At 39.5% G+C, this 17,854-nt stretch carries 17 protein-coding genes and 1 riboswitch; of the genes, 6 read left to right on the top strand and 11 right to left on the bottom strand.

Going from position 1 to position 17,854, the window contains the following annotated elements; all coding sequences use genetic code 11:
- Positions 1-52 precede the first annotated feature (52 nt).
- The 4 genes from ruvB to aspS all read right to left on the bottom strand — a co-directional run bounded on the left by ruvB (position 53) and on the right by aspS (position 4,284).
- A complete protein-coding gene (gene ruvB / locus PVK62_RS02885; RefSeq protein ID WP_274443357.1) occupies positions 53-1,066 on the bottom strand; it encodes a Holliday junction branch migration DNA helicase RuvB in 1,014 nt (337 codons plus the stop codon).
- 55 nt (positions 1,067-1,121) lie between these two features.
- On the bottom strand, positions 1,122-1,745 hold the full coding sequence (ruvA, locus tag PVK62_RS02880; protein ID WP_274443358.1) for a Holliday junction branch migration protein RuvA: 624 nt from the start codon (positions 1,743-1,745) through the stop codon (positions 1,122-1,124).
- Positions 1,746-1,836: 91 nt separating this feature from the next.
- Positions 1,837-2,358 (bottom strand): crossover junction endodeoxyribonuclease RuvC, encoded by a 522-nt coding sequence (gene ruvC / locus PVK62_RS02875; protein WP_045101697.1) that lies wholly within the window; start codon positions 2,356-2,358, stop codon positions 1,837-1,839.
- Between the two features lie 150 nt (positions 2,359-2,508).
- On the bottom strand, positions 2,509-4,284 hold the full coding sequence (aspS, locus tag PVK62_RS02870) for an aspartate--tRNA ligase (protein ID WP_274443359.1): 1,776 nt from the start codon (positions 4,282-4,284) through the stop codon (positions 2,509-2,511).
- Between the two features lie 370 nt (positions 4,285-4,654).
- Between aspS and cmoA the strand changes: the two genes are divergently transcribed.
- From cmoA to PVK62_RS02845, 5 genes are all read left to right on the top strand, one after another.
- Positions 4,655-5,383 carry a carboxy-S-adenosyl-L-methionine synthase CmoA gene (gene cmoA, locus PVK62_RS02865; RefSeq protein WP_274443360.1) on the top strand — a complete coding sequence of 243 codons (729 nt, stop codon included), beginning with the start codon at positions 4,655-4,657 and terminating at the stop codon, positions 5,381-5,383.
- 51 nt (positions 5,384-5,434) lie between these two features.
- Positions 5,435-6,409, top strand: coding sequence for a tRNA 5-methoxyuridine(34)/uridine 5-oxyacetic acid(34) synthase CmoB (gene cmoB / locus PVK62_RS02860; protein WP_274443361.1), 975 nt, complete (start codon positions 5,435-5,437; stop codon positions 6,407-6,409).
- A gap of 79 nt (positions 6,410-6,488) precedes the next feature.
- Positions 6,489-7,256 carry an ATP-dependent zinc protease family protein gene (locus PVK62_RS02855; protein ID WP_274443363.1) on the top strand — a complete coding sequence of 256 codons (768 nt, stop codon included), beginning with the start codon at positions 6,489-6,491 and terminating at the stop codon, positions 7,254-7,256.
- A 108-nt stretch (positions 7,257-7,364) separates the two neighbouring features.
- Positions 7,365-8,873, top strand: a complete 1,509-nt coding sequence (locus PVK62_RS02850; protein ID WP_274443364.1) for an inactive transglutaminase family protein — start codon at positions 7,365-7,367, stop codon at positions 8,871-8,873.
- Positions 8,874-8,876: 3 nt separating this feature from the next.
- Positions 8,877-9,842, top strand: coding sequence for an alpha-L-glutamate ligase-like protein (locus PVK62_RS02845; protein WP_274443365.1), 966 nt, complete (start codon positions 8,877-8,879; stop codon positions 9,840-9,842).
- Positions 9,843-9,921: 79 nt separating this feature from the next.
- On the opposite strand, the gene moaE is transcribed toward PVK62_RS02845, so the two are convergent.
- From moaE to moaA, 4 genes are all read right to left on the bottom strand, one after another.
- Positions 9,922-10,368: a molybdopterin synthase catalytic subunit MoaE gene (gene moaE / locus PVK62_RS02840; protein ID WP_065591556.1), complete on the bottom strand. Its 447-nt coding sequence runs from the start codon at positions 10,366-10,368 to the stop codon at positions 9,922-9,924.
- Between the two features lies 1 nt (position 10,369).
- Positions 10,370-10,615 carry a molybdopterin synthase sulfur carrier subunit gene (moaD, locus tag PVK62_RS02835; RefSeq protein WP_065591555.1) on the bottom strand — a complete coding sequence of 82 codons (246 nt, stop codon included), beginning with the start codon at positions 10,613-10,615 and terminating at the stop codon, positions 10,370-10,372.
- Complete coding sequence (moaC, locus tag PVK62_RS02830; protein ID WP_045101688.1) at positions 10,612-11,091, bottom strand: cyclic pyranopterin monophosphate synthase MoaC; 480 nt, start codon at positions 11,089-11,091, stop codon at positions 10,612-10,614. Before moaC ends, moaD begins: the two co-directional genes overlap by 4 nt.
- 12 nt (positions 11,092-11,103) lie before the next feature.
- Positions 11,104-12,093 carry a GTP 3',8-cyclase MoaA gene (moaA, locus tag PVK62_RS02825; RefSeq protein ID WP_274443367.1) on the bottom strand — a complete coding sequence of 330 codons (990 nt, stop codon included), beginning with the start codon at positions 12,091-12,093 and terminating at the stop codon, positions 11,104-11,106.
- Positions 12,082-12,229: riboswitch (molybdenum cofactor riboswitch) on the bottom strand. It overlaps the preceding gene by 12 nt.
- A gap of 255 nt (positions 12,230-12,484) precedes the next feature.
- Between moaA and yvcK the strand changes: the two genes are divergently transcribed.
- Positions 12,485-13,363 carry a uridine diphosphate-N-acetylglucosamine-binding protein YvcK gene (gene yvcK / locus PVK62_RS02820; RefSeq protein ID WP_274443368.1) on the top strand — a complete coding sequence of 293 codons (879 nt, stop codon included), beginning with the start codon at positions 12,485-12,487 and terminating at the stop codon, positions 13,361-13,363.
- On the opposite strand, the gene PVK62_RS02815 is transcribed toward yvcK, so the two are convergent.
- The 3 genes from PVK62_RS02815 to uvrB all read right to left on the bottom strand — a co-directional run bounded on the left by PVK62_RS02815 (position 13,356) and on the right by uvrB (position 17,456).
- The gene (locus PVK62_RS02815; RefSeq protein ID WP_274443370.1) at positions 13,356-13,688 is read right to left on the bottom strand and encodes an Hpt domain-containing protein; all 333 of its coding nucleotides are present in this window, start codon (positions 13,686-13,688) and stop codon (positions 13,356-13,358) included. The genes yvcK and PVK62_RS02815 overlap by 8 nt on opposite strands.
- A gap of 14 nt (positions 13,689-13,702) precedes the next feature.
- Positions 13,703-15,124: a quorum-sensing sigma-54 dependent transcriptional regulator LuxO gene (luxO, locus tag PVK62_RS02810; RefSeq protein ID WP_274443371.1), complete on the bottom strand. Its 1,422-nt coding sequence runs from the start codon at positions 15,122-15,124 to the stop codon at positions 13,703-13,705.
- 301 nt (positions 15,125-15,425) lie between these two features.
- Positions 15,426-17,456 (bottom strand): excinuclease ABC subunit UvrB, encoded by a 2,031-nt coding sequence (gene uvrB, locus PVK62_RS02805; RefSeq protein WP_274443372.1) that lies wholly within the window; start codon positions 17,454-17,456, stop codon positions 15,426-15,428.
- Between the last annotated feature and the right edge of the window lie 398 nt (positions 17,457-17,854).

The raw sequence follows: 17,854 nt of genomic DNA, 5'->3' as shown, positions 1-17,854 counted from the left end.
ATTGAGTTGTTTATTAATAGGTTATTACAAAATATGAATACCTAGCGATGGTCTATTTATCAGGTCTATCAATTCCAAAATGAAGATAAGCTCGATCTGAGACAATACGCCCTCTTGGGGTTCGTTGAAGATAACCTTGCTGAATTAAATACGGCTCAATCACATCTTCAATCGTATCTCTTTCTTCACCAATCGCTGCTGCAATATTATCAAGACCAACCGGCCCGCCATCAAATTTTTCCATGATCGCTAATAAAAGCTTTCTATCCATGTAATCAAAACCACGGACATCAACATCAAGCATGTTCAACGCTTTATCTGCAATCTCCGACGAGATATGACTGTCGCTCATTACATCCGCATAATCTCGTACTCGACGCAATAATCGGTTAGCAATACGCGGAGTACCACGAGCACGACGAGCAACTTCAAGCGCGCCTTCAGATTCCATCGATAAATTCAGGCAATCTGCACTACGTTGAACAATATATTGAAGATCATCGACTTTGTAATACTCTAATCGTTGCACAATACCAAAGCGATCACGTAATGGAGACGTTAATGAACCCGCCCTTGTCGTTGCACCGATAAGAGTAAAAGGGGGTAAGTCGATTTTAATCGAGCGAGCTGCTGGGCCTTCACCAATCATAATATCTAACTGGTAATCTTCCATTGCTGGGTACAATATTTCTTCAACAACTGGGCTTAATCGATGGATCTCATCAATAAATAAAATGTCGTTTTCTTCTAAGTTTGTTAGAAGTGCAGCTAGGTCTCCTGCTTTTTCAAGAACAGGGCCTGAAGTAGTACGAATATTGACTTCCATTTCATTAGCTACAATATTCGCGAGTGTTGTCTTACCTAAACCTGGAGGACCAAAAATTAATAGATGATCGAGGGGTTCATTGCGCATTTGTGCTGCTTTAATGAAAATCTCCATCTGGCTGCGAACATGGTCTTGACCTCGATAGTCTTCTAGTTTCTTAGGTCGTATCGCTCGATCGATGACTTCTTCTTCACGAAAAACAGGGTTATCGGCAGCAATAAGGCGATCAGCTTCAATCATAAAAAGGCACTCAGCGATTCAATAAATAAATAGTAATAAAGAATAATGAAAATAATTAGATCATCGATTTCAATGATTCACGAATTAATGCTTCGCTTGTCATATCAGGTTTTGCTACTTGAGAAACAATTTTAGACGCCTGTACCGGCTTATAACCAAGAGATATCAATGCACTTACCGCTTCATCTTGTGCACTTTGAGGTGAAGAAATTAGGTTAGAACCATCGTCCATTGGCGCAGCATCAGTCGCAGGAGTAAATAAATCACCAGCTCCCCATCCTTTAAGGCGGTCTTTCATTTCAACAACTAGACGCTCTGCTGTTTTCTTTCCTACACCAGGTAATTTCACTAATGTTGAAATATCTTCACGCTCGACACTTTGTACAAATTGGGATGCTGTCATTCCAGATAAAATAGCAAGGCCAAGTTTAGGACCAACACCATTCGCTTTAATCACTTCTCTAAATAAAGCTCGTTCTTTTTTAGTATTAAAGCCATATAACAATTGAGCATCTTCACGTACTACATAGTGAATATAGATGATCGCTTCAGTGCCAATCTCTGGTAACTCATAAAAACAACTCATTGGCATTTGAACTTCATAACCAATGCCACTTACTTCAATTAATAATTCTGGTGGCTGTTTTTCTAATAGATTTCCACGAAGGCGTCCGATCACAATAGATACTCTTTAAAATAAATTAACTATATCGAATAGTAATAAAGAACTGGATAGATATCCAGTAAAAGAAATGATAATTTAATCGTGCCTAGCGATATCTCCCACGTCGGGCACTCGTTGCTTTGCCAGCCAAGGCTATTAAGGTTTTATTGGTATTAGCATGACAAATGGCAACCCCTAGTCCATCGGCTGCATCGGCTTGTGGTTTTGCAGGAAGTTTCAGCATACTCATTACCATATGTTGAACTTGTGCTTTATCTGCTCCACCCGTTCCTGTTACTGCTTGCTTAATTAATCTTGCGGCGTATTCATAAACCGGTAAATCTGCATTTACTGCGGCAACAATTGCACTGCCTCTCGCTTGACCAAGTTTTAAGGCTGAATCTGCATTTTTAGACATAAAAACTTGTTCGATGGCGAATACATCGGGCTGAAACTGGGTAATAATTTCAGAAACGCCTGCGTATATTTGCTTCAAACGACCAGGAAGTTCTTTTTCTGACATACGGATACAACCGCTGCCTAAATATTGCAGGTGTCGGCCATTTTGACGAATAACGCCGTAGCCAGTAATACGAGAGCCGGGATCGATCCCTAAAATGATAGACATAGTAAAACCACTGATTATTTATACATGTATATTAGCGAGGTATCCCCATAAACTCAAGGTATTACTAGTACTTGCTTATTTCGTTTTAAATAGAGTAGATACAAAAATGCCCGCATAATGCGGGCATTTTTAAGAATAAAGAAACCTTAATTAAGCGTCTTTTTTCTCTGCAAGTTTTACTGCAATCGATAGCTCTGTAAGAGACTCAGGATTAGCAAGACTTGGTGCGTTCGTTAGTAAACACGCAGCTGCTGTTGTTTTCGGGAATGCAATAACATCACGGATGTTTTCAGTTCCACAAAGAAGCATAGCTAAACGGTCAAGACCGAATGCAAGACCTGCGTGTGGCGGTGTACCGTATTTAAGCGCTTCAAGTAAGAAACCGAATTTCTCTTGTTGCTCTTTCTCTTCAATACCTAGAATACTGAATACTGCCGTTTGCATTTCAGCATTGTGGATACGAACAGAACCACCACCCACTTCATAGCCATTGATAACCATGTCGTACGCATCAGAATTAGCGGCTGCTGGGTTTGCTTTAAGCTCTTCAGCTGTAACGCCTAAAGGAGAGGTGAATGGGTGATGCATTGCGTGCAAGTTACCTTCACCATCTTCTTCAAACATTGGGAAATCAATAACCCAAAGTGGAGCCCAAGCTTTCTTATCTGTAAGCTCAAGATCATCACCTAATTTAATACGTAAAGCGCCCATTGCTTCTGCAACGATGCCTGCTTTATCCGCACCAAATAGAATGATGTCGCCCGTTTCAGCTTCAGTACGCTCTAAAATGCTGTTTACGATATCTTCGCTTAGGAACTTAGCAACAGGTGATTGAACACCGTCAAAGCCAGCAGCACGATCGTTCACTTTCATCCAAGCTAGACCTTTCGCACCGTAGATACCTACGAACTTACCGTATTCATCAATTTGCTTACGAGAAAGCGATGCGCCACCAGGAACTCGAATAACCGCTACACGGCCTTTTTCATCGTTAGCAGGGCCAGAGAATACTTGGAATTCAACGTCTTTAAGAAGATCAGCAACGTCAACTAATTCTAGTGGGTTACGTAGATCTGGCTTATCAGAACCAAAACGACGGATCGCTTCAGAGAATGGCATGATTGGGAATTGACCAAGTTCAACATCTAATAGCTCTTTCCACATATCATGAACTAGACGCTCTGTGATTTCACGAACTTGAGTTGATGAAAGGAACGACGTTTCGATATCGATTTGGGTAAATTCAGGTTGACGGTCAGCACGTAAATCTTCATCACGGAAACATTTAACGATTTGGTAGTAACGGTCAAAACCAGACATCATCAGAAGTTGCTTAAACAACTGTGGTGATTGTGGAAGCGCATAAAAGCTGCCTTTATGAACACGGCTTGGTACTAGGTAATCACGAGCACCTTCTGGTGTTGCTTTTGTTAGTACTGGTGTTTCGATATCTAAGAACAAGTTCTCATCTAAGAAACGACGAACGAAGCTAGATGCGCGAGCACGTAACTTGATGCGGTCACTCATTTCTGGACGACGTAAATCAATGTAGCGGTACTTCAGGCGTTGTTCTTCTGAGTTCGTTTGGTTGAAATCCAGTGGAAGCGCTTCAGAACGGTTGATGATCTCAAGACCTGTTGCGTAAAGTTCAACTTCACCCGTCGCCATGTCTTTATTTACTTGGCTGTCAGGACGAACACGTACTTCACCAGTAAATTTGATACAGAACTCATTACGCAGTTGGTTAGCAATTGAAAAGATATCTTTCATATCTGGATCAACAACTACCTGAACGATACCTTCACGATCTCGCATATCAATAAAGATAAGACCGCCTAAATCACGGCGGCGGTTTACCCAGCCGCAAAGTTCTACAGTTTGCCCTGCAAGGGACTTGTTCAGGTTACCACAGTAATGGGTGCGCATGATGATTTTCCCAATCTAATATAGATATCAATAGTAAATACAGTAAAAAGACTCACTGCATTTTTCATAAACCGATTTACGTTTGCTAAAATGACGAATAAAACAGCTAGCTTGCTGAATTAATAAGCGAAACGCAAAAATATAGCAGCATTATAAAGGAAAATCCCTTTAACGACATAGCAAGGTGAAAAAAAAGTTCACTTTCAATGTTCACAGCCCTAAAGACATTAAGATAAGAATTAACTACAATAGCGACCTAAATGCGCAGGAGCGCGCAGAAAAATGCTATTCTAGGTAAGCAGTACACCAATATTTACCTAGAATTGTATGATGTAAGTATGGATGTAAACATTGCCTTTGTGAGAACCCCATGGCTAACCCTGACACAATATTTTCCGCCCCAATTGATAAAATTGGTGACTTCACGTTTGATGAGCGTGTTGCTGAAGTTTTTCCTGATATGATCCAGCGCTCCATCCCAGGCTATAGTAATATTATTTCCGCGATTGGAATGCTGGCTGAACGTTATGCGAAACCTCATTCAAATGTGTACGATTTAGGGTGTTCACTAGGGGCTGCAACCCTCTCTATGCGCCGTCATATTAATCAAGAAGGTTGCCAAATTATTGGCGTGGATAACTCTTCAGCCATGGTTGAACGTTGTCGTTTACTTATTAACGCGTATCGCTCTGACACACCAGTGACCATTATTGAAGCAGATATTCGAGATGTTGATATTCAAGATGCATCTGTTGTAGTCCTTAACTTCACCTTGCAGTTTTTAGCGCCAATCGATCGCCGAGCTTTACTTGAAAAAATTTATACTGGTTTACGTCCAGGCGGTATTCTTATTTTATCTGAGAAATACATATTTGAAGATGAAAGTGCGAACGAGTTACTTATCGACCTGCACCATGATTTCAAACGTGCAAACGGCTACAGTGAACTAGAGATCAGTCAAAAACGCAGTGCTATCGAACATGTGATGCTGCCTGATACCATTGAAACTCATAAACAACGCTTTAATGATATTGGTTTTAAGAGTGCAGAAGTCTGGTTCCAATGCTTCAATTTCGGCTCTATGTTTGCCATAAAATAATCAAAATATTGCCCTTTATTTTTTACTTATTTATTAATTTAAGATACTTCAATGATTAATTTTGCTAATTTTTATACTCTTATCTCTCAAGATACTATCCTTCAACCATGGTTGAATACGCTTCCTCAGCAATTGACTGATTGGCAAAATGCAGAGCATGGTGATATTGAGCGCTGGACTAAAGCACTTAAAAAAATCCCTGATGGATGTGCGGATAACATTGATTTAAAAACATCAGTAACGTTATCAAATAACACCCCTTTAGCTGATGGTCAGCGTAAAAAATTAGAAAACTTATTACAAGCTTTCCACCCTTGGCGCAAAGGGCCTTTTACAGTGCACGATATCCACATTGATACAGAGTGGCGCTCAGACTGGAAGTGGGATCGTTTACTGCCTCACATTACACCACTAAAAAATCGATCAGTGTTAGATGTTGGTTGTGGTAACGGGTATCATATGTGGCGCATGCTTGGTGAAGAAGCTCGCCTATGCGTAGGCATCGATCCATCGCATCTATTTTTAATTCAGTTTGAAGCTATCCGTAAATTAATGGGGAATGACCAACGTGCTCATCTATTACCATTAGGTATTGAACAACTTCCTGAATTAAATGCGTTTGATACGGTATTTAGTATGGGAGTTCTTTATCACCGTCGCTCTCCATTAGATCACCTAATTCAATTAAAAAATCAATTAGTGGCTGGTGGCGAATTAGTATTAGAAACGCTGGTAATTGATGGGGATGAAAATGCCGTTTTAATGCCAGTTGACCGTTATGCGCAAATGCGCAATGTCTATTTCTTCCCATCGGCTCGGGCATTAAAAGTCTGGCTTGAAAGCGTTGGCTTTGTTGATGTGAAAATTGTAGATGAGTGTGTCACAACTACTGGCGAGCAGCGTTCAACAGAATGGATGAAACACAATTCATTACCTGAATATCTAGATCCAAATGACTCAACAAAAACAATTGAAGGCCACCCTGCTCCTAAGCGTGCGATCTTAATTGCAAGAAAACCTGACTAAACGCTAACATTTAGGGGCTATTAGTCCCTATTTATTATCGTTACTATGCACATGTTAATTTAACTCTACGGAACATAAAATGATCCAACGAATTCTACCATTGGTTGCTATTTTAAGCCTTTCAGGTTGCGCACTGACTCAACAAGCCGCACCTGTCGCTTCAGATAATACAGAAACAGTTGCTGCCATTAAGTCCATGGAAACTAATCTAAATACTCGTTTAGATGGTATGAAAACAAAAATTGAGACGCAAAATGGCTATATTTCGACATTAGAAAAAGAATTGTCGAATGTATCAGAAGAGCTATCAATGGTTCGAACTGAACAAACCAAAATTCAAGTAAGCATAAAGCAAGCTACCTCTAAAAAAACTCGCCTAGCACCTATTCCTGTTTCTATGCAAACTCAATCACTAAAAGATACACTTATTTTAGGTGCGATTGAAAATGTTGAAATTGCCGATATTAAACAACAATTTAGTGCTCGTATTGATACAGGAGCAACAACCTCCTCTCTCAATGCTGTTGATCTTCAAGAATTTGAACGAAATGGTACTCAATGGGTACGCTTCCATCTAATCAATCAAGATGCACAAGAAGATGGCAAATTGGAATGGATTACCGCTCCTGTTATTCGTAATGTGAAGATTCGTCAATCAACCACAGAAGAAGCAGAACGCCGCCCAGTCGTTGAACTATGGATCAAACTTGGAGCAATCCATGAAAAAGTTCAATTTACGCTTGCTGATCGCTCTCACATGACCCATTCTGTTTTACTCGGTCGTGAGTTTATTCAAGATATTGCTATTATTGACGTTAGTAAAGAGTTTGTTCAAAGCAAAAAATAGCTCCCACCTCAAATAAGTGGTAACTTATTCAACATGTTAGTAGCATAAATTACCGCTTGAATTACAATTATAATTATCTTTTCGATACGCTATTACAATGAGGACGTTATGCCATCAAGAGTGCCTTTTTATTTTCTGATCTCACTATTAATTGTCGCAGGACTTACATTGAGCTGGTTACGCCATGACTCATATGGAGTGCCATGGACTCCGGGTGAAAGAAGCCAAGTTTGGGATGTAGAAGCCCGAATTCAATTTGATGCTGTCAATAAACCTGTAAAGGTATCTATGGCTGCACCACAAAATCAAACCGGTTTTACTATTGTCGATGAAAGCGCATCTTCTCCTGGTTATGGTATTGCTTATTTAACAACAGATCACGGACGTCGCGCGGAATGGACTATACGCCAAGCTGACGGCCCACAGACTCTGTATTATAAAACTCAAATTTTAGTTGACCCATACGCCGAATCTACCATTGAGCCACCAAAATCTGATAAACCTGAAGCCGTTACATTTGAAGGTCCACATGAAGCGGCTGCAATTTCATTATTGGATCAAGCAAGAGCTCGTTCTTCTGATGACATCACCTTAACTCGTGAATTAATTAAGCAATTTAATGATCCTGATAATCAAAATGCTTCTTTACTTCTTAATGACTTAACCAAAGTTCAAGCCGTCTCTAAATTATTAAGTTATGAAGCAATTCATAATAAGATTGTTGGGTCACTTTGGTTAGAAGATGGTCGTCGTCGTCAATCTGTTCAGCATATGGTCGAAGTATGGAACGGTGAGAAATGGCACCTATTCAATCCTGCAACAGGTGAGCAAGGTCAACCAGACAACTTGCTACTTTGGGATGAAACGAATGTCTCTCTCTTAGATGTTGTTGGTGGTAAGAACAGCCAAATTAACTTTTCAATGATTGCACAAGATATCTCACCGACTGCTGCAACCGAGAAAAAAGTAGAAGCAGATAACCTGCTAAACTTCTCTATCCATAGCTTGCCTCTTGAAGAGCAATCGATGTTTAAAACCATCATGCTTATTCCAATTGGCGCACTAATGGTTGTGTTCTTGCGAGTTATCATTGGTTTAAAAACTTCTGGTACTTTCATGCCTGTACTTATTGCCGTCGCTTTTGTACAAACTCAGCTCATCACAGGTATTGTCGGTTTCTTATTGATTGTTGGTACAGGTTTGGTTATTCGTAGCTATTTATCCAAGCTCAACCTCCTTCTAGTGGCCAGGATCTCCGCGGTAATAATCACCGTCATTATGATCATTTCAATCTTTACGATTGTTGCCTTTAAGATTGGTCTAACTGCTGGCTTAAGTATTACTTTCTTCCCTATGATCATCCTTTCTTGGACAGTAGAACGTATGTCTATCCTATGGGAAGAAGAAGGTTGGAAAGAAGTGGCAACTCAAGGTGGTGGTTCATTGCTGACTGCAATATTAATCTACATCGCAATGACAAACCCATTTGTACAGCACTTAACGTTTAACTTTATTGGTGTTCAATTAATTATCTTAGCGGTAATTCTAATGCTAGGTAATTACACGGGTTACCGTTTAAGTGAGCTTCGTCGCTTTAAGCCTTTAGCGGAGGACTAGCCTATGTTTAGTCGATTTACGTCTCCTGCAAAACTAAAAGCGAAAGGGATTATGGGAATGAACCAGCGTAACGGCAGCTACATTGGCCGTTACAATGATCGCAGTAAATACCCATTAGTTGATGATAAATTAAAAACTAAGATTATTGCCGAAAAAGCTGGGGCTACGGTACCTAAGCTTATCGGCGTGATTGATAGCCAAGCTGAAGTAAAAAACATTCACGACATCGTTAAAGATTGGCCTGGATTTGTTATCAAGCCAGCCCAAGGTAGTGGCGGTAAAGGTATTTTGGTTATTACTTCTCATAAAGACGGTGTGTATTACAAACCTTCTGGCGCAGAAGCAAACAGACAAGATGTTGAGCGTCATATTACCAATACATTGGCTGGTCTTTTCTCCCTTGGTGGAAAAAATGACGTTGCCATGATTGAGAACTTAATCGAGTTTGATGATGTGTTTGACGGCTTCAGTTATGAAGGTGTACCTGATGTACGTATTATTGTATTTAAGGGCTACCCTGTAATGGCAATGATGCGTTTATCAACCACAAACTCTGATGGCAAAGCCAACTTACATCAAGGTGCGGTTGGTGTTGGTATTGATATCGGAACGGGGAAAGCGGTTCGTGCTGTCCAATTTGGTTTACCTATTGAACAACACCCCGATACTGGTAAGCAATTAAGTACTTTAGAAGTCCCACAATGGCATAAACTACTAACTCTTGCATCCAGTGCATGGGAAATGACAGGATTAGGCTATATGGGTACTGATATGGTTCTAGATAAGAAATATGGCCCTATGGTTCTTGAGCTTAATGCTCGCCCCGGTTTAGCGATTCAAATAGCGAATGGCACAGGGCTACTGCCTCGCTTAAAACATATTGAGAGCTTGGAAGAAACCGTCCCTTACCCAACACCAGAAGCACGTGTTGCTTATGCTATGGAGCAGTTTGGTATTTATAATAAATAATACTAAACCTATACAGAAGCGAAAAAGGGAAGACAGCATATGCTCTCTTCCCTTTTTTTATTCTTTTACTATTAAAGAATTACTTTTCCCAACGTTGCGCAGCTGACTTATCCGTATCTCTTGATTCAACCCAACGAACTTCTTTGGTTGTTCGTTCTTTTTTCCAGAATGGTGCATTGGTTTTTAAATAATCCATAATGAATTCGCATGAATCAAACGCAGCCCCACGATGGGCACTTGATACACCAACAAACACAATTTGATCACCAAGCTCTAAATCACCTACACGATGAATGACTTTCACTTTAAGCAATGGCCAACGCGATTTTGCTTGAGCAACGATATCATTCAGAGACTTTTCCGTCATTCCTGGGTAATGCTCTAGAGAAAGCCCTGTCACATCATCACCAAGATTCATATCTCGCACTTTACCAATAAAAGTAACAACCGCCCCTGCTGCTGTACCTTCGGCTAATAATTGATATTCATCACCAACATTAAAATCATGCTCTTGAACAGAAATCATATTAACCACCTGTCACTGGCGGAAAAAATGCAACTTCATCACCATCAGAAACCGCTGAATCTAAGCTAGAAATCGTTTGGTTAATAGCAACCAGTAATTTACCTTTTTCTAGCGCTAAATCCCACTTACCTTCTTTTTTACTTAACTCTTCACGGATCGCTTCCGCAGTTGCGTAATCACCTGTAAGCTCCAATTTTCCAGTGCCTACTAGCTCTTTAGTTTGAGCGAAAAATAATACTGTGATCATGCGTCAGCCTTAAAGTGTCCAGATTTACCGCCCGTTTTTTCTAATAAACGAACTTGACCAATAACCATATCTTTTTGAACGGCTTTACACATATCATAGATGGTTAGTGCAGCAACAGACGCGGCCGTTAATGCTTCCATTTCGACCCCGGTTTTACCCGCTAGTTTACATACAGATTCGATACGAACCATATTTTCAGCTTCAATCGCTTCTAATTGTACTTCAACTTTAGTTAGCAGTAATGGGTGGCACAGTGGAATAAGATCCCACGTTTTCTTCGCCGCTTGAATTCCTGCGATACGTGCTGTCGCAAACACATCACCTTTATGGTGAGAACCAGAAACAATCAGATTCAAGGTTTCTGGAGCCATGTGGACAAATGCTTCTGCACGCGCTTCACGAACCGTTTCTTGTTTAGCTGATACATCAACCATGTTCGCCTCACCAGAGGCATTAATATGAGTAAAATTTGACATAATTCTTCTTTATTATCCGCCAATAGAGGCTAAATGTGGGGTCATACCTGCATGGCCATCATGTAGAAAGTGACCTTCCGCTTTATTATCTAACTGAGTTTGAATACGCTGAATTAATTCATCTTGCTGTGTGTCTTCTTGCAATAGTTCGCGTAAATCAACCCCATAATCACCAAACAAGCACATATGTAATTTGCCTTTTGCTGATACACGCAATCTGTTACAGCTCTGGCAGAAATCTTTTTCATACGGCATGATCAAACCAATCTCGCCCATATAATCTGGATGAGTAAAGACTTGAGCAGGACCATCACTTTCGCCACGTGGCTTTAGTATCCAATTATTAGCAATTAAATGATTACGAATAGACACACCAGACTGATGATGATTTTTAAATAGATCGTTCATTTCACCCGTTTGCATCAATTCAATAAAACGTAATTGAATTGGGCGAGTTTGAATCCACTTTAAAAATAGAGGTAATTCGGTGCTATTAAGATCTTTAAGTAGAACAGTATTCACTTTTACCTGCTTAAAGCCCACTTCGATCGCCTTATCAATACCAGCCATAACATCGGCGAATTTATTTTCACCTGTGATCTGATAAAACATATTGGGATTTAAACTATCAACACTGACATTAATATCCGTAAGACCTGCTTCTCGCCATTCAGCGACATGCTTTTCCATACGATAACCATTTGTCGTGGTAGCAACTTTAGTTATACCTGGCTGTGAGGCTACAGTACGAATTATCTCAGTAAAATCTTTACGCAGGCTAGGTTCTCCGCCTGTGATGCGCACTTTTGACGTACCACAACGCGCAAACGCACTCACAGTACGTTTGATTTCATCAAGCTCTAGGAAGGACTCACGTCTACCATTTTCAGGCCTATAGCCATCTGGTAAACAATAAGTACATTTAAAATTACAGACGTCTGTAATCGACAACCGTAAGTAATAAAACTTACGATTAAAATTATCTTCAAATTGTTTCGCCACGGAACACCTTTCCAAACACGGGAGGCTTGTTCATTTCCAAACAAACCCTTGTGACCGAATTGTCACTGGCTCACGCTACATATTGAGTGTTTCTTAAAAACAACTTAGCCGCTTAAGCTCGGAGTTATGGCAACCAAACCTAATCCACTATTATTTTATTAACAGATAATGACTAAGTTGGTGCTCTTATTAAAATACTCAATATTTCTATGGTTTTCCAATTTTTTTCCTAATTAGTCGATATTTCTCCATTTTGTTTGCTAGATGTTATTTTTATGCTGTTATTTAACCTATAAAATGTGATTAATTCAACATTTCACTAATCACTACTTGTCGTCACTTTCCAGATCAACCACACTGCTATTAATTCCACTACACTATAAGAAATATTATGAGTAACCATAAAATTGTTGCTATCGGTGGCGGACATGGCCTAGGACGTGTTCTTGCTGCATTAAGTGATTTTGGCAGTCATGCTACCGGTATTGTCGCCACAACAGATAATGGTGGATCTACAGGTCGGATTCGAGAATGCCAAGGCGGTATCGCTTGGGGAGACACTCGTAACTGTATTAATCAACTTATTACCGATCCATCAATTAGCTCAATGATGTTTGAATACCGTTTCAAAGGCCAAGGTGAACTTCACGGTCATAACCTCGGTAATTTGATGTTAACGGCGTTAGATAATCTTAGTGTTCGTCCGCTTGATGCGATTAATCTCATTCGTAACATGCTAAAAGTAGAGACCCATATCATTCCAATGTCAGAGCATCCCTCTGATTTAGGAGCGCTAACGACTGATTTACGTAAGATTTCAGGTGAGACAAATATCGATGATATGGATGAACTGCCTTTACGACTCTTCTTAGATCCTGAAGTCCCTGCAACCCTTGAAGCGATTGATGCGGTTAAAAAGGCTGATTTGATTTTATTAGGGCCCGGAAGCTTTTTAACCAGTATTATGCCACCACTACTTCTGCCAGGATTAGGTAAGGCGATTGGGGCAAATAAAAAAGCAAAAGTCGTCTTTATTGATAACCTATCAAAAGAATTTGGTCCTGCTGGTAAAATGGATCATAAAATGATGCTAGATTGGTGTGAGCGTGCATGCTCAGGAAGAAAAGTAGATGTGATCTTAACTGATAAAGAGTTAGTGGCTTTACAACAGGAATACCATTGTAAAACCACTGATCTTGCTTCATTAAATCACGATTGGAGACATGATAGAGATAAATTGAAACAAGCTATTGTAGAATTACTTAATTGATCATTTGACGATACGCTAGCTCAGTACCACGCGCAATATTGACAAATTCAGAAATATTGCGCTCAACCCAATCCTTCTGTTTATGCTTTGCTTTTTCTTCAATATGAATAGCCATATTAGCTAATTTATCAGCACCAAAGCTACCCGCACTGCTTTTTAAGCAATGACTTATCTCTCTTATATTCTCAATTTCAGGGTGAGCAGTAAGCGAGTTTATGAAGTCATCTAACTCGTCACAAAAAATACCAAAAAGAAAAGGAACATTCTCATCCCCGACTTCTTGCATTAATTGATTCACTGCTATTTGATTTATGTACTGGCTCACGGTAATACCCTCTGCTATTTATCGTTCCATGATTGTAATTTTCTATACAGTGTAGATGGACTTACCTCTAATTGCTTAGCGGCTTGGGGAATATTTCCATCACATAATCCAATCGCTGCTTCAATGATCATTTTCTCAGACTTCCATAATGGTATAATCGTTGTTTTTTCTAGGTTAAAAACCACGACATCAGAACTTTCATCTTCTAATTTGACAGAATGTCTCATTACTTCTGATGATGCAATATTTGAACCATGATTATTATCTATCGACAATGGAGGAGGAAGCATCGATATAAGTACTTCCTTCCCGCGATTTAATACCACGACATTACGGATTACATTTTGTAGTTCACGGACATTTCCAGGCCAATCATAATGCAAAAATCTGTCAGCCACTTCAGGACTAAACGTAATAAACTCACGTCCTTCTTCATTTGAAAAATGACTTAGGATGGAGTGTGCTATTTCGATAATATCATTACCGCGCTCACGCAACGGAGGTAGTATTAAAGGAATAACATGCAATCTATAATAGAGATCTTCACGAAAACGTCCCGCTTTAACCTCGAGCCATGGATCTCTATTCGTCGCACAAACAAAGCGCACATCAACCCGACTCATTTTAGAAGAACCCACTTTTTGAAATGTACCTGTTTGAATAAAACGTAATAGTTTGGTCTGTAAATCCAAATCCATTTCACACAATTCATCTAAAAAAAGGGTTCCTCCATCAGCCTGTTCTGCCGCACCTTTTCGATCAACAGAGGCCCCAGTAAATGCCCCTTTAACATGACCAAACAACTCACTCTCAATCAAATCTTTCGGTATTGCAGCACAGTTTATCGCGATAAAAGCACCATCATAGCGCTTACTTGCTGCATGAATAGCCTCTGCACACACTTCTTTTCCCGTACCTGATTCTCCCGTTATGAACACGGTAGCCTTACTTGGTGCTGCAGAATCTATGGTTCGATACACCTGATGCATTTGAGAGCTGCTGCCAATGAAACCTTGATACTGCTTGTTTAGCTTATTCGGATTATCTTCTTTATTACCTAAGTTTTTCTGCGCCTGACGTAGTGCGTTATTTACTGTAACCCTTAATCGGTCAGCCTCACATGGCTTAATTAGAAAGTCTTGGGCACCTAATTGCATCGCTTCAACAGCAGCATCAATTGAACCATGCGCGGTCATTAAAATTACTGGAATATCTACACTTGTTTTTCGAATTTCGGTTAATACTTCAAAACCAGTCATATCAGGCAAACGTAAATCAAGTAAAACGAGATCAGGTCTTCGCCCTTTAATTTTCTCAATAGCATCAACACCTTTAGCGACTACATCAATATCAAAACCTAATGGATTTAGGTATGAACGATATAAAGCAGCGACAGAGGCGGTATCTTCGACCATTAATAAATATTTCTTTTGCATGAACGACCATAAGTAATAACAAACACGATATTCGCATTATGCAATTGCAAAATGCAAAATACAATTCGCAAAATGCAAATATTTAACTGTTTTGTCTGTTTTTTAGACTTGAAAGGGCTATTTTCTTAAGTTCGAAAGTTGGCACGCTACCTGCTATACCTATAGTGACCCTTTAAGCCAAAGGGTCACCTAGCCAACTGACGTTGTTAGTGAAATTTACTTTCACATGAACAATAAAGCCAACCGGGATATTGCGGTTGGCTTCTTTTTTTTCTAATCCCCTTAATTTACAAAACCATCACTAACTGTTTGTTATGAATTGACCTCTTAAGGTCTCTATTTCATCTCTTACCTGCGCAGCCAATTCAAACTCCAAATCTTTTGCATGTTGATACATTTTTGTTTCTAATTTTTTAACTTCTTTATCTAATTGCTGTGGCGTCATAGTGCGATAGTTAGCACTCTCTTCTGCAACTTCAGATAACTTAATTTTAGGTGCCACCACTTTACGTTTGTTCTTGGTCATATCACCGAGTTCTAGAATATCTGCAACGTCTTTTTTCAATGCTGTTGGTACAATACCTAACGCTTTGTTATGTAAGATCTGTTTTTCACGTCTTCTTTCTGTTTCTCCAATTGCTTTTTCCATTGATCCTGTAATTCTATTCGCATATAAAATCGCTTTACCTTCTAAGTTACGAGCGGCACGACCGATTGTTTGAATTAACGATCGCTCTGAACGTAAAAAGCCCTCTTTATCTGCGTCCAAAATCGCAACCAAGGACACTTCTGGCATATCCAAACCTTCACGGAGTAAGTTAATACCAACTAACACATCAAACTTACCTAAACGTAAATCACGAATGATTTCGACACGTTCAACCGTATCAATATCTGAGTGTAAATAACGAACCTTAACGCCATGCTCATCGAGATACTCAGTTAAATCTTCCGCCATTCTCTTAGTTAATGTGGTCACTAAAACGCGTTCACCGACTTTTACTCGAATTCGGATCTCTGATAATAAATCATCCACCTGCGTATCAACTGGGCGAACTTCAATTAATGGGTCAAGTAATCCTGTTGGTCGAACAACTTGCTCCGCAATATCACCACCTGATTTTTCAATTTCATATTTACCTGGCGTTGCAGATACATAGATGGTTTGTGGTGCAAGCGCTTCAAATTCATCAAAACGCATTGGACGATTATCTAAAGCAGAAGGTAATCGAAATCCATACTCAACCAAATTTTCTTTACGTGAGCGATCGCCCTTATACATGGCTCCAATTTGAGAAACGGTAATATGCGATTCATCGATAATTAATAGACCATCATCAGGAAGATAATCAAATAAGGTTGGTGGCGCTTCGCCTTGAGGTCGACCACTTAAATAACGAGAGTAGTTTTCAATTCCCGAACAAAAGCCTAGCTCATTCATCATTTCAATATCAAATTGTGTTCGTTGAGTAATTCGTTGCTCTTCTACTAATTTATTATTGGCTAATAATTCTTTTTGACGCTCAGCAAGATCGATCTTTATTTGCTCAATCGCTTCTAGCACCTTCTCTCTTGGTGTCACGTAGTGTGTTTTGGGATAAATCGTACAGCGAGGCATATCTTTCGTAATAATAGAGCCCGTTAATGGGTCAAATTTACTAATTCGCTCGACTTCATCATCAAATAATTCAATTCGAATCGCTTCATACTCGGACTCTGCAGGAAAAACATCCAATACCTCTCCACGAACTCGAAACGTACCACGTTCAAATGCCATGTCATTACGTTTATATTGTAATTCAGCCAAGCGGCGTAAAAGATCTCTTTGATTAACAACATCTCCACGGCGTAGATGCAGCATCATACTCAAGTATGCTTTAGGGTCGCCTAAGCCATAAATAGCAGATACTGACGCTATAATAATGGCATCTTTGCGCTCTAATAAGGCCTTGGTTGCTGATAAACGCATTTGTTCGATATGTTCATTTACAGACGAATCTTTTTCAATGAAAGTATCTGTGGTCGGTACATAAGCTTCTGGTTGATAATAATCAAAGTACGATACAAAATATTCAACGGCATTATTTGGGAAAAAAGCCTTCATTTCCCCGTATAACTGAGCTGCTAATGTCTTATTATGAGCCATGATCACCGTCGGGCGACCCGATTTAGCAATCACATTGGCTAATGTGAACGTTTTGCCAGATCCTGTTACCCCCAATAACGTTTGGTGCGCTAAGCCATTATCCAAACCTTCACTCAATCTCTTAATTGCCTCTGGCTGATCACCTGCAGGCTGATAATTCGATATTAATTCATACGCATTGGCCATTTTAAGCACTCCACATAGGCTCATTCGTTTAAATGAATATACCCTATCTAATCACAACCTGCATTTATAGAAACGGTTATGGTTAACACCCTTCACAAACGGTCAAATATTAATCAGTATTGCTTTTCTTTATTATTTATGAACGAATAACATACAGATCGAACATTCAAACAACACTAAATCTATAACACATTGATTTACTGTCTACTAAACATTCAAATAAGTACTTTTATGATGCTAAAAGCATTGCGACTATTGGCCTCAAGAGAGTTAATCTAGTTTCATTAACACACTTATCCACAGTTTTAGTGGATAACTACCCACAAGCATTGCTACATATAGTCTAAGAGTGATGTCAACGAATTTTTCATTAATTTTGCTCTATTTAGGGATAACAT

The sequence above is a fragment of the Aliivibrio sp. S3MY1 genome, assembly GCF_028765575.1.
In the GTDB taxonomy this organism is placed as follows: Bacteria; Pseudomonadota; Gammaproteobacteria; order Enterobacterales; family Vibrionaceae; genus Aliivibrio.
Note: the sequence above shows the minus strand (reverse complement) of the source record. Positions and strands in the feature narration are given on the sequence as shown.

Bases quoted from the DNA above. Each gene is read 5' to 3' on its own strand.
- ruvB (WP_274443357.1), bottom strand. From the start codon at position 1,066: ATGATTGAAGCTGATCGCCTTATTGCTGCCGATAACCCTGTTTTTCGT.
- ruvC (WP_045101697.1), bottom strand. From the start codon at position 2,358: ATGTCTATCATTTTAGGGATCGATCCCGGCTCTCGTATTACTGGCTAC.
- aspS (WP_274443359.1), bottom strand. From the start codon at position 4,284: ATGCGCACCCATTACTGTGGTAACCTGAACAAGTCCCTTGCAGGGCAA.
- cmoA (WP_274443360.1), top strand. From the start codon at position 4,655: ATGGCTAACCCTGACACAATATTTTCCGCCCCAATTGATAAAATTGGT.
- cmoB (WP_274443361.1), top strand. From the start codon at position 5,435: ATGATTAATTTTGCTAATTTTTATACTCTTATCTCTCAAGATACTATC.
- PVK62_RS02855 (WP_274443363.1), top strand. From the start codon at position 6,489: ATGATCCAACGAATTCTACCATTGGTTGCTATTTTAAGCCTTTCAGGT.
- PVK62_RS02850 (WP_274443364.1), top strand. From the start codon at position 7,365: ATGCCATCAAGAGTGCCTTTTTATTTTCTGATCTCACTATTAATTGTC.
- PVK62_RS02845 (WP_274443365.1), top strand. From the start codon at position 8,877: ATGTTTAGTCGATTTACGTCTCCTGCAAAACTAAAAGCGAAAGGGATT.
- moaE (WP_065591556.1), bottom strand. From the start codon at position 10,368: ATGATTTCTGTTCAAGAGCATGATTTTAATGTTGGTGATGAATATCAA.
- moaD (WP_065591555.1), bottom strand. From the start codon at position 10,615: ATGATCACAGTATTATTTTTCGCTCAAACTAAAGAGCTAGTAGGCACT.
- moaC (WP_045101688.1), bottom strand. From the start codon at position 11,091: ATGTCAAATTTTACTCATATTAATGCCTCTGGTGAGGCGAACATGGTT.
- yvcK (WP_274443368.1), top strand. From the start codon at position 12,485: ATGAGTAACCATAAAATTGTTGCTATCGGTGGCGGACATGGCCTAGGA.
- luxO (WP_274443371.1), bottom strand. From the start codon at position 15,124: ATGCAAAAGAAATATTTATTAATGGTCGAAGATACCGCCTCTGTCGCT.
- uvrB (WP_274443372.1), bottom strand. From the start codon at position 17,456: ATGGCCAATGCGTATGAATTAATATCGAATTATCAGCCTGCAGGTGAT.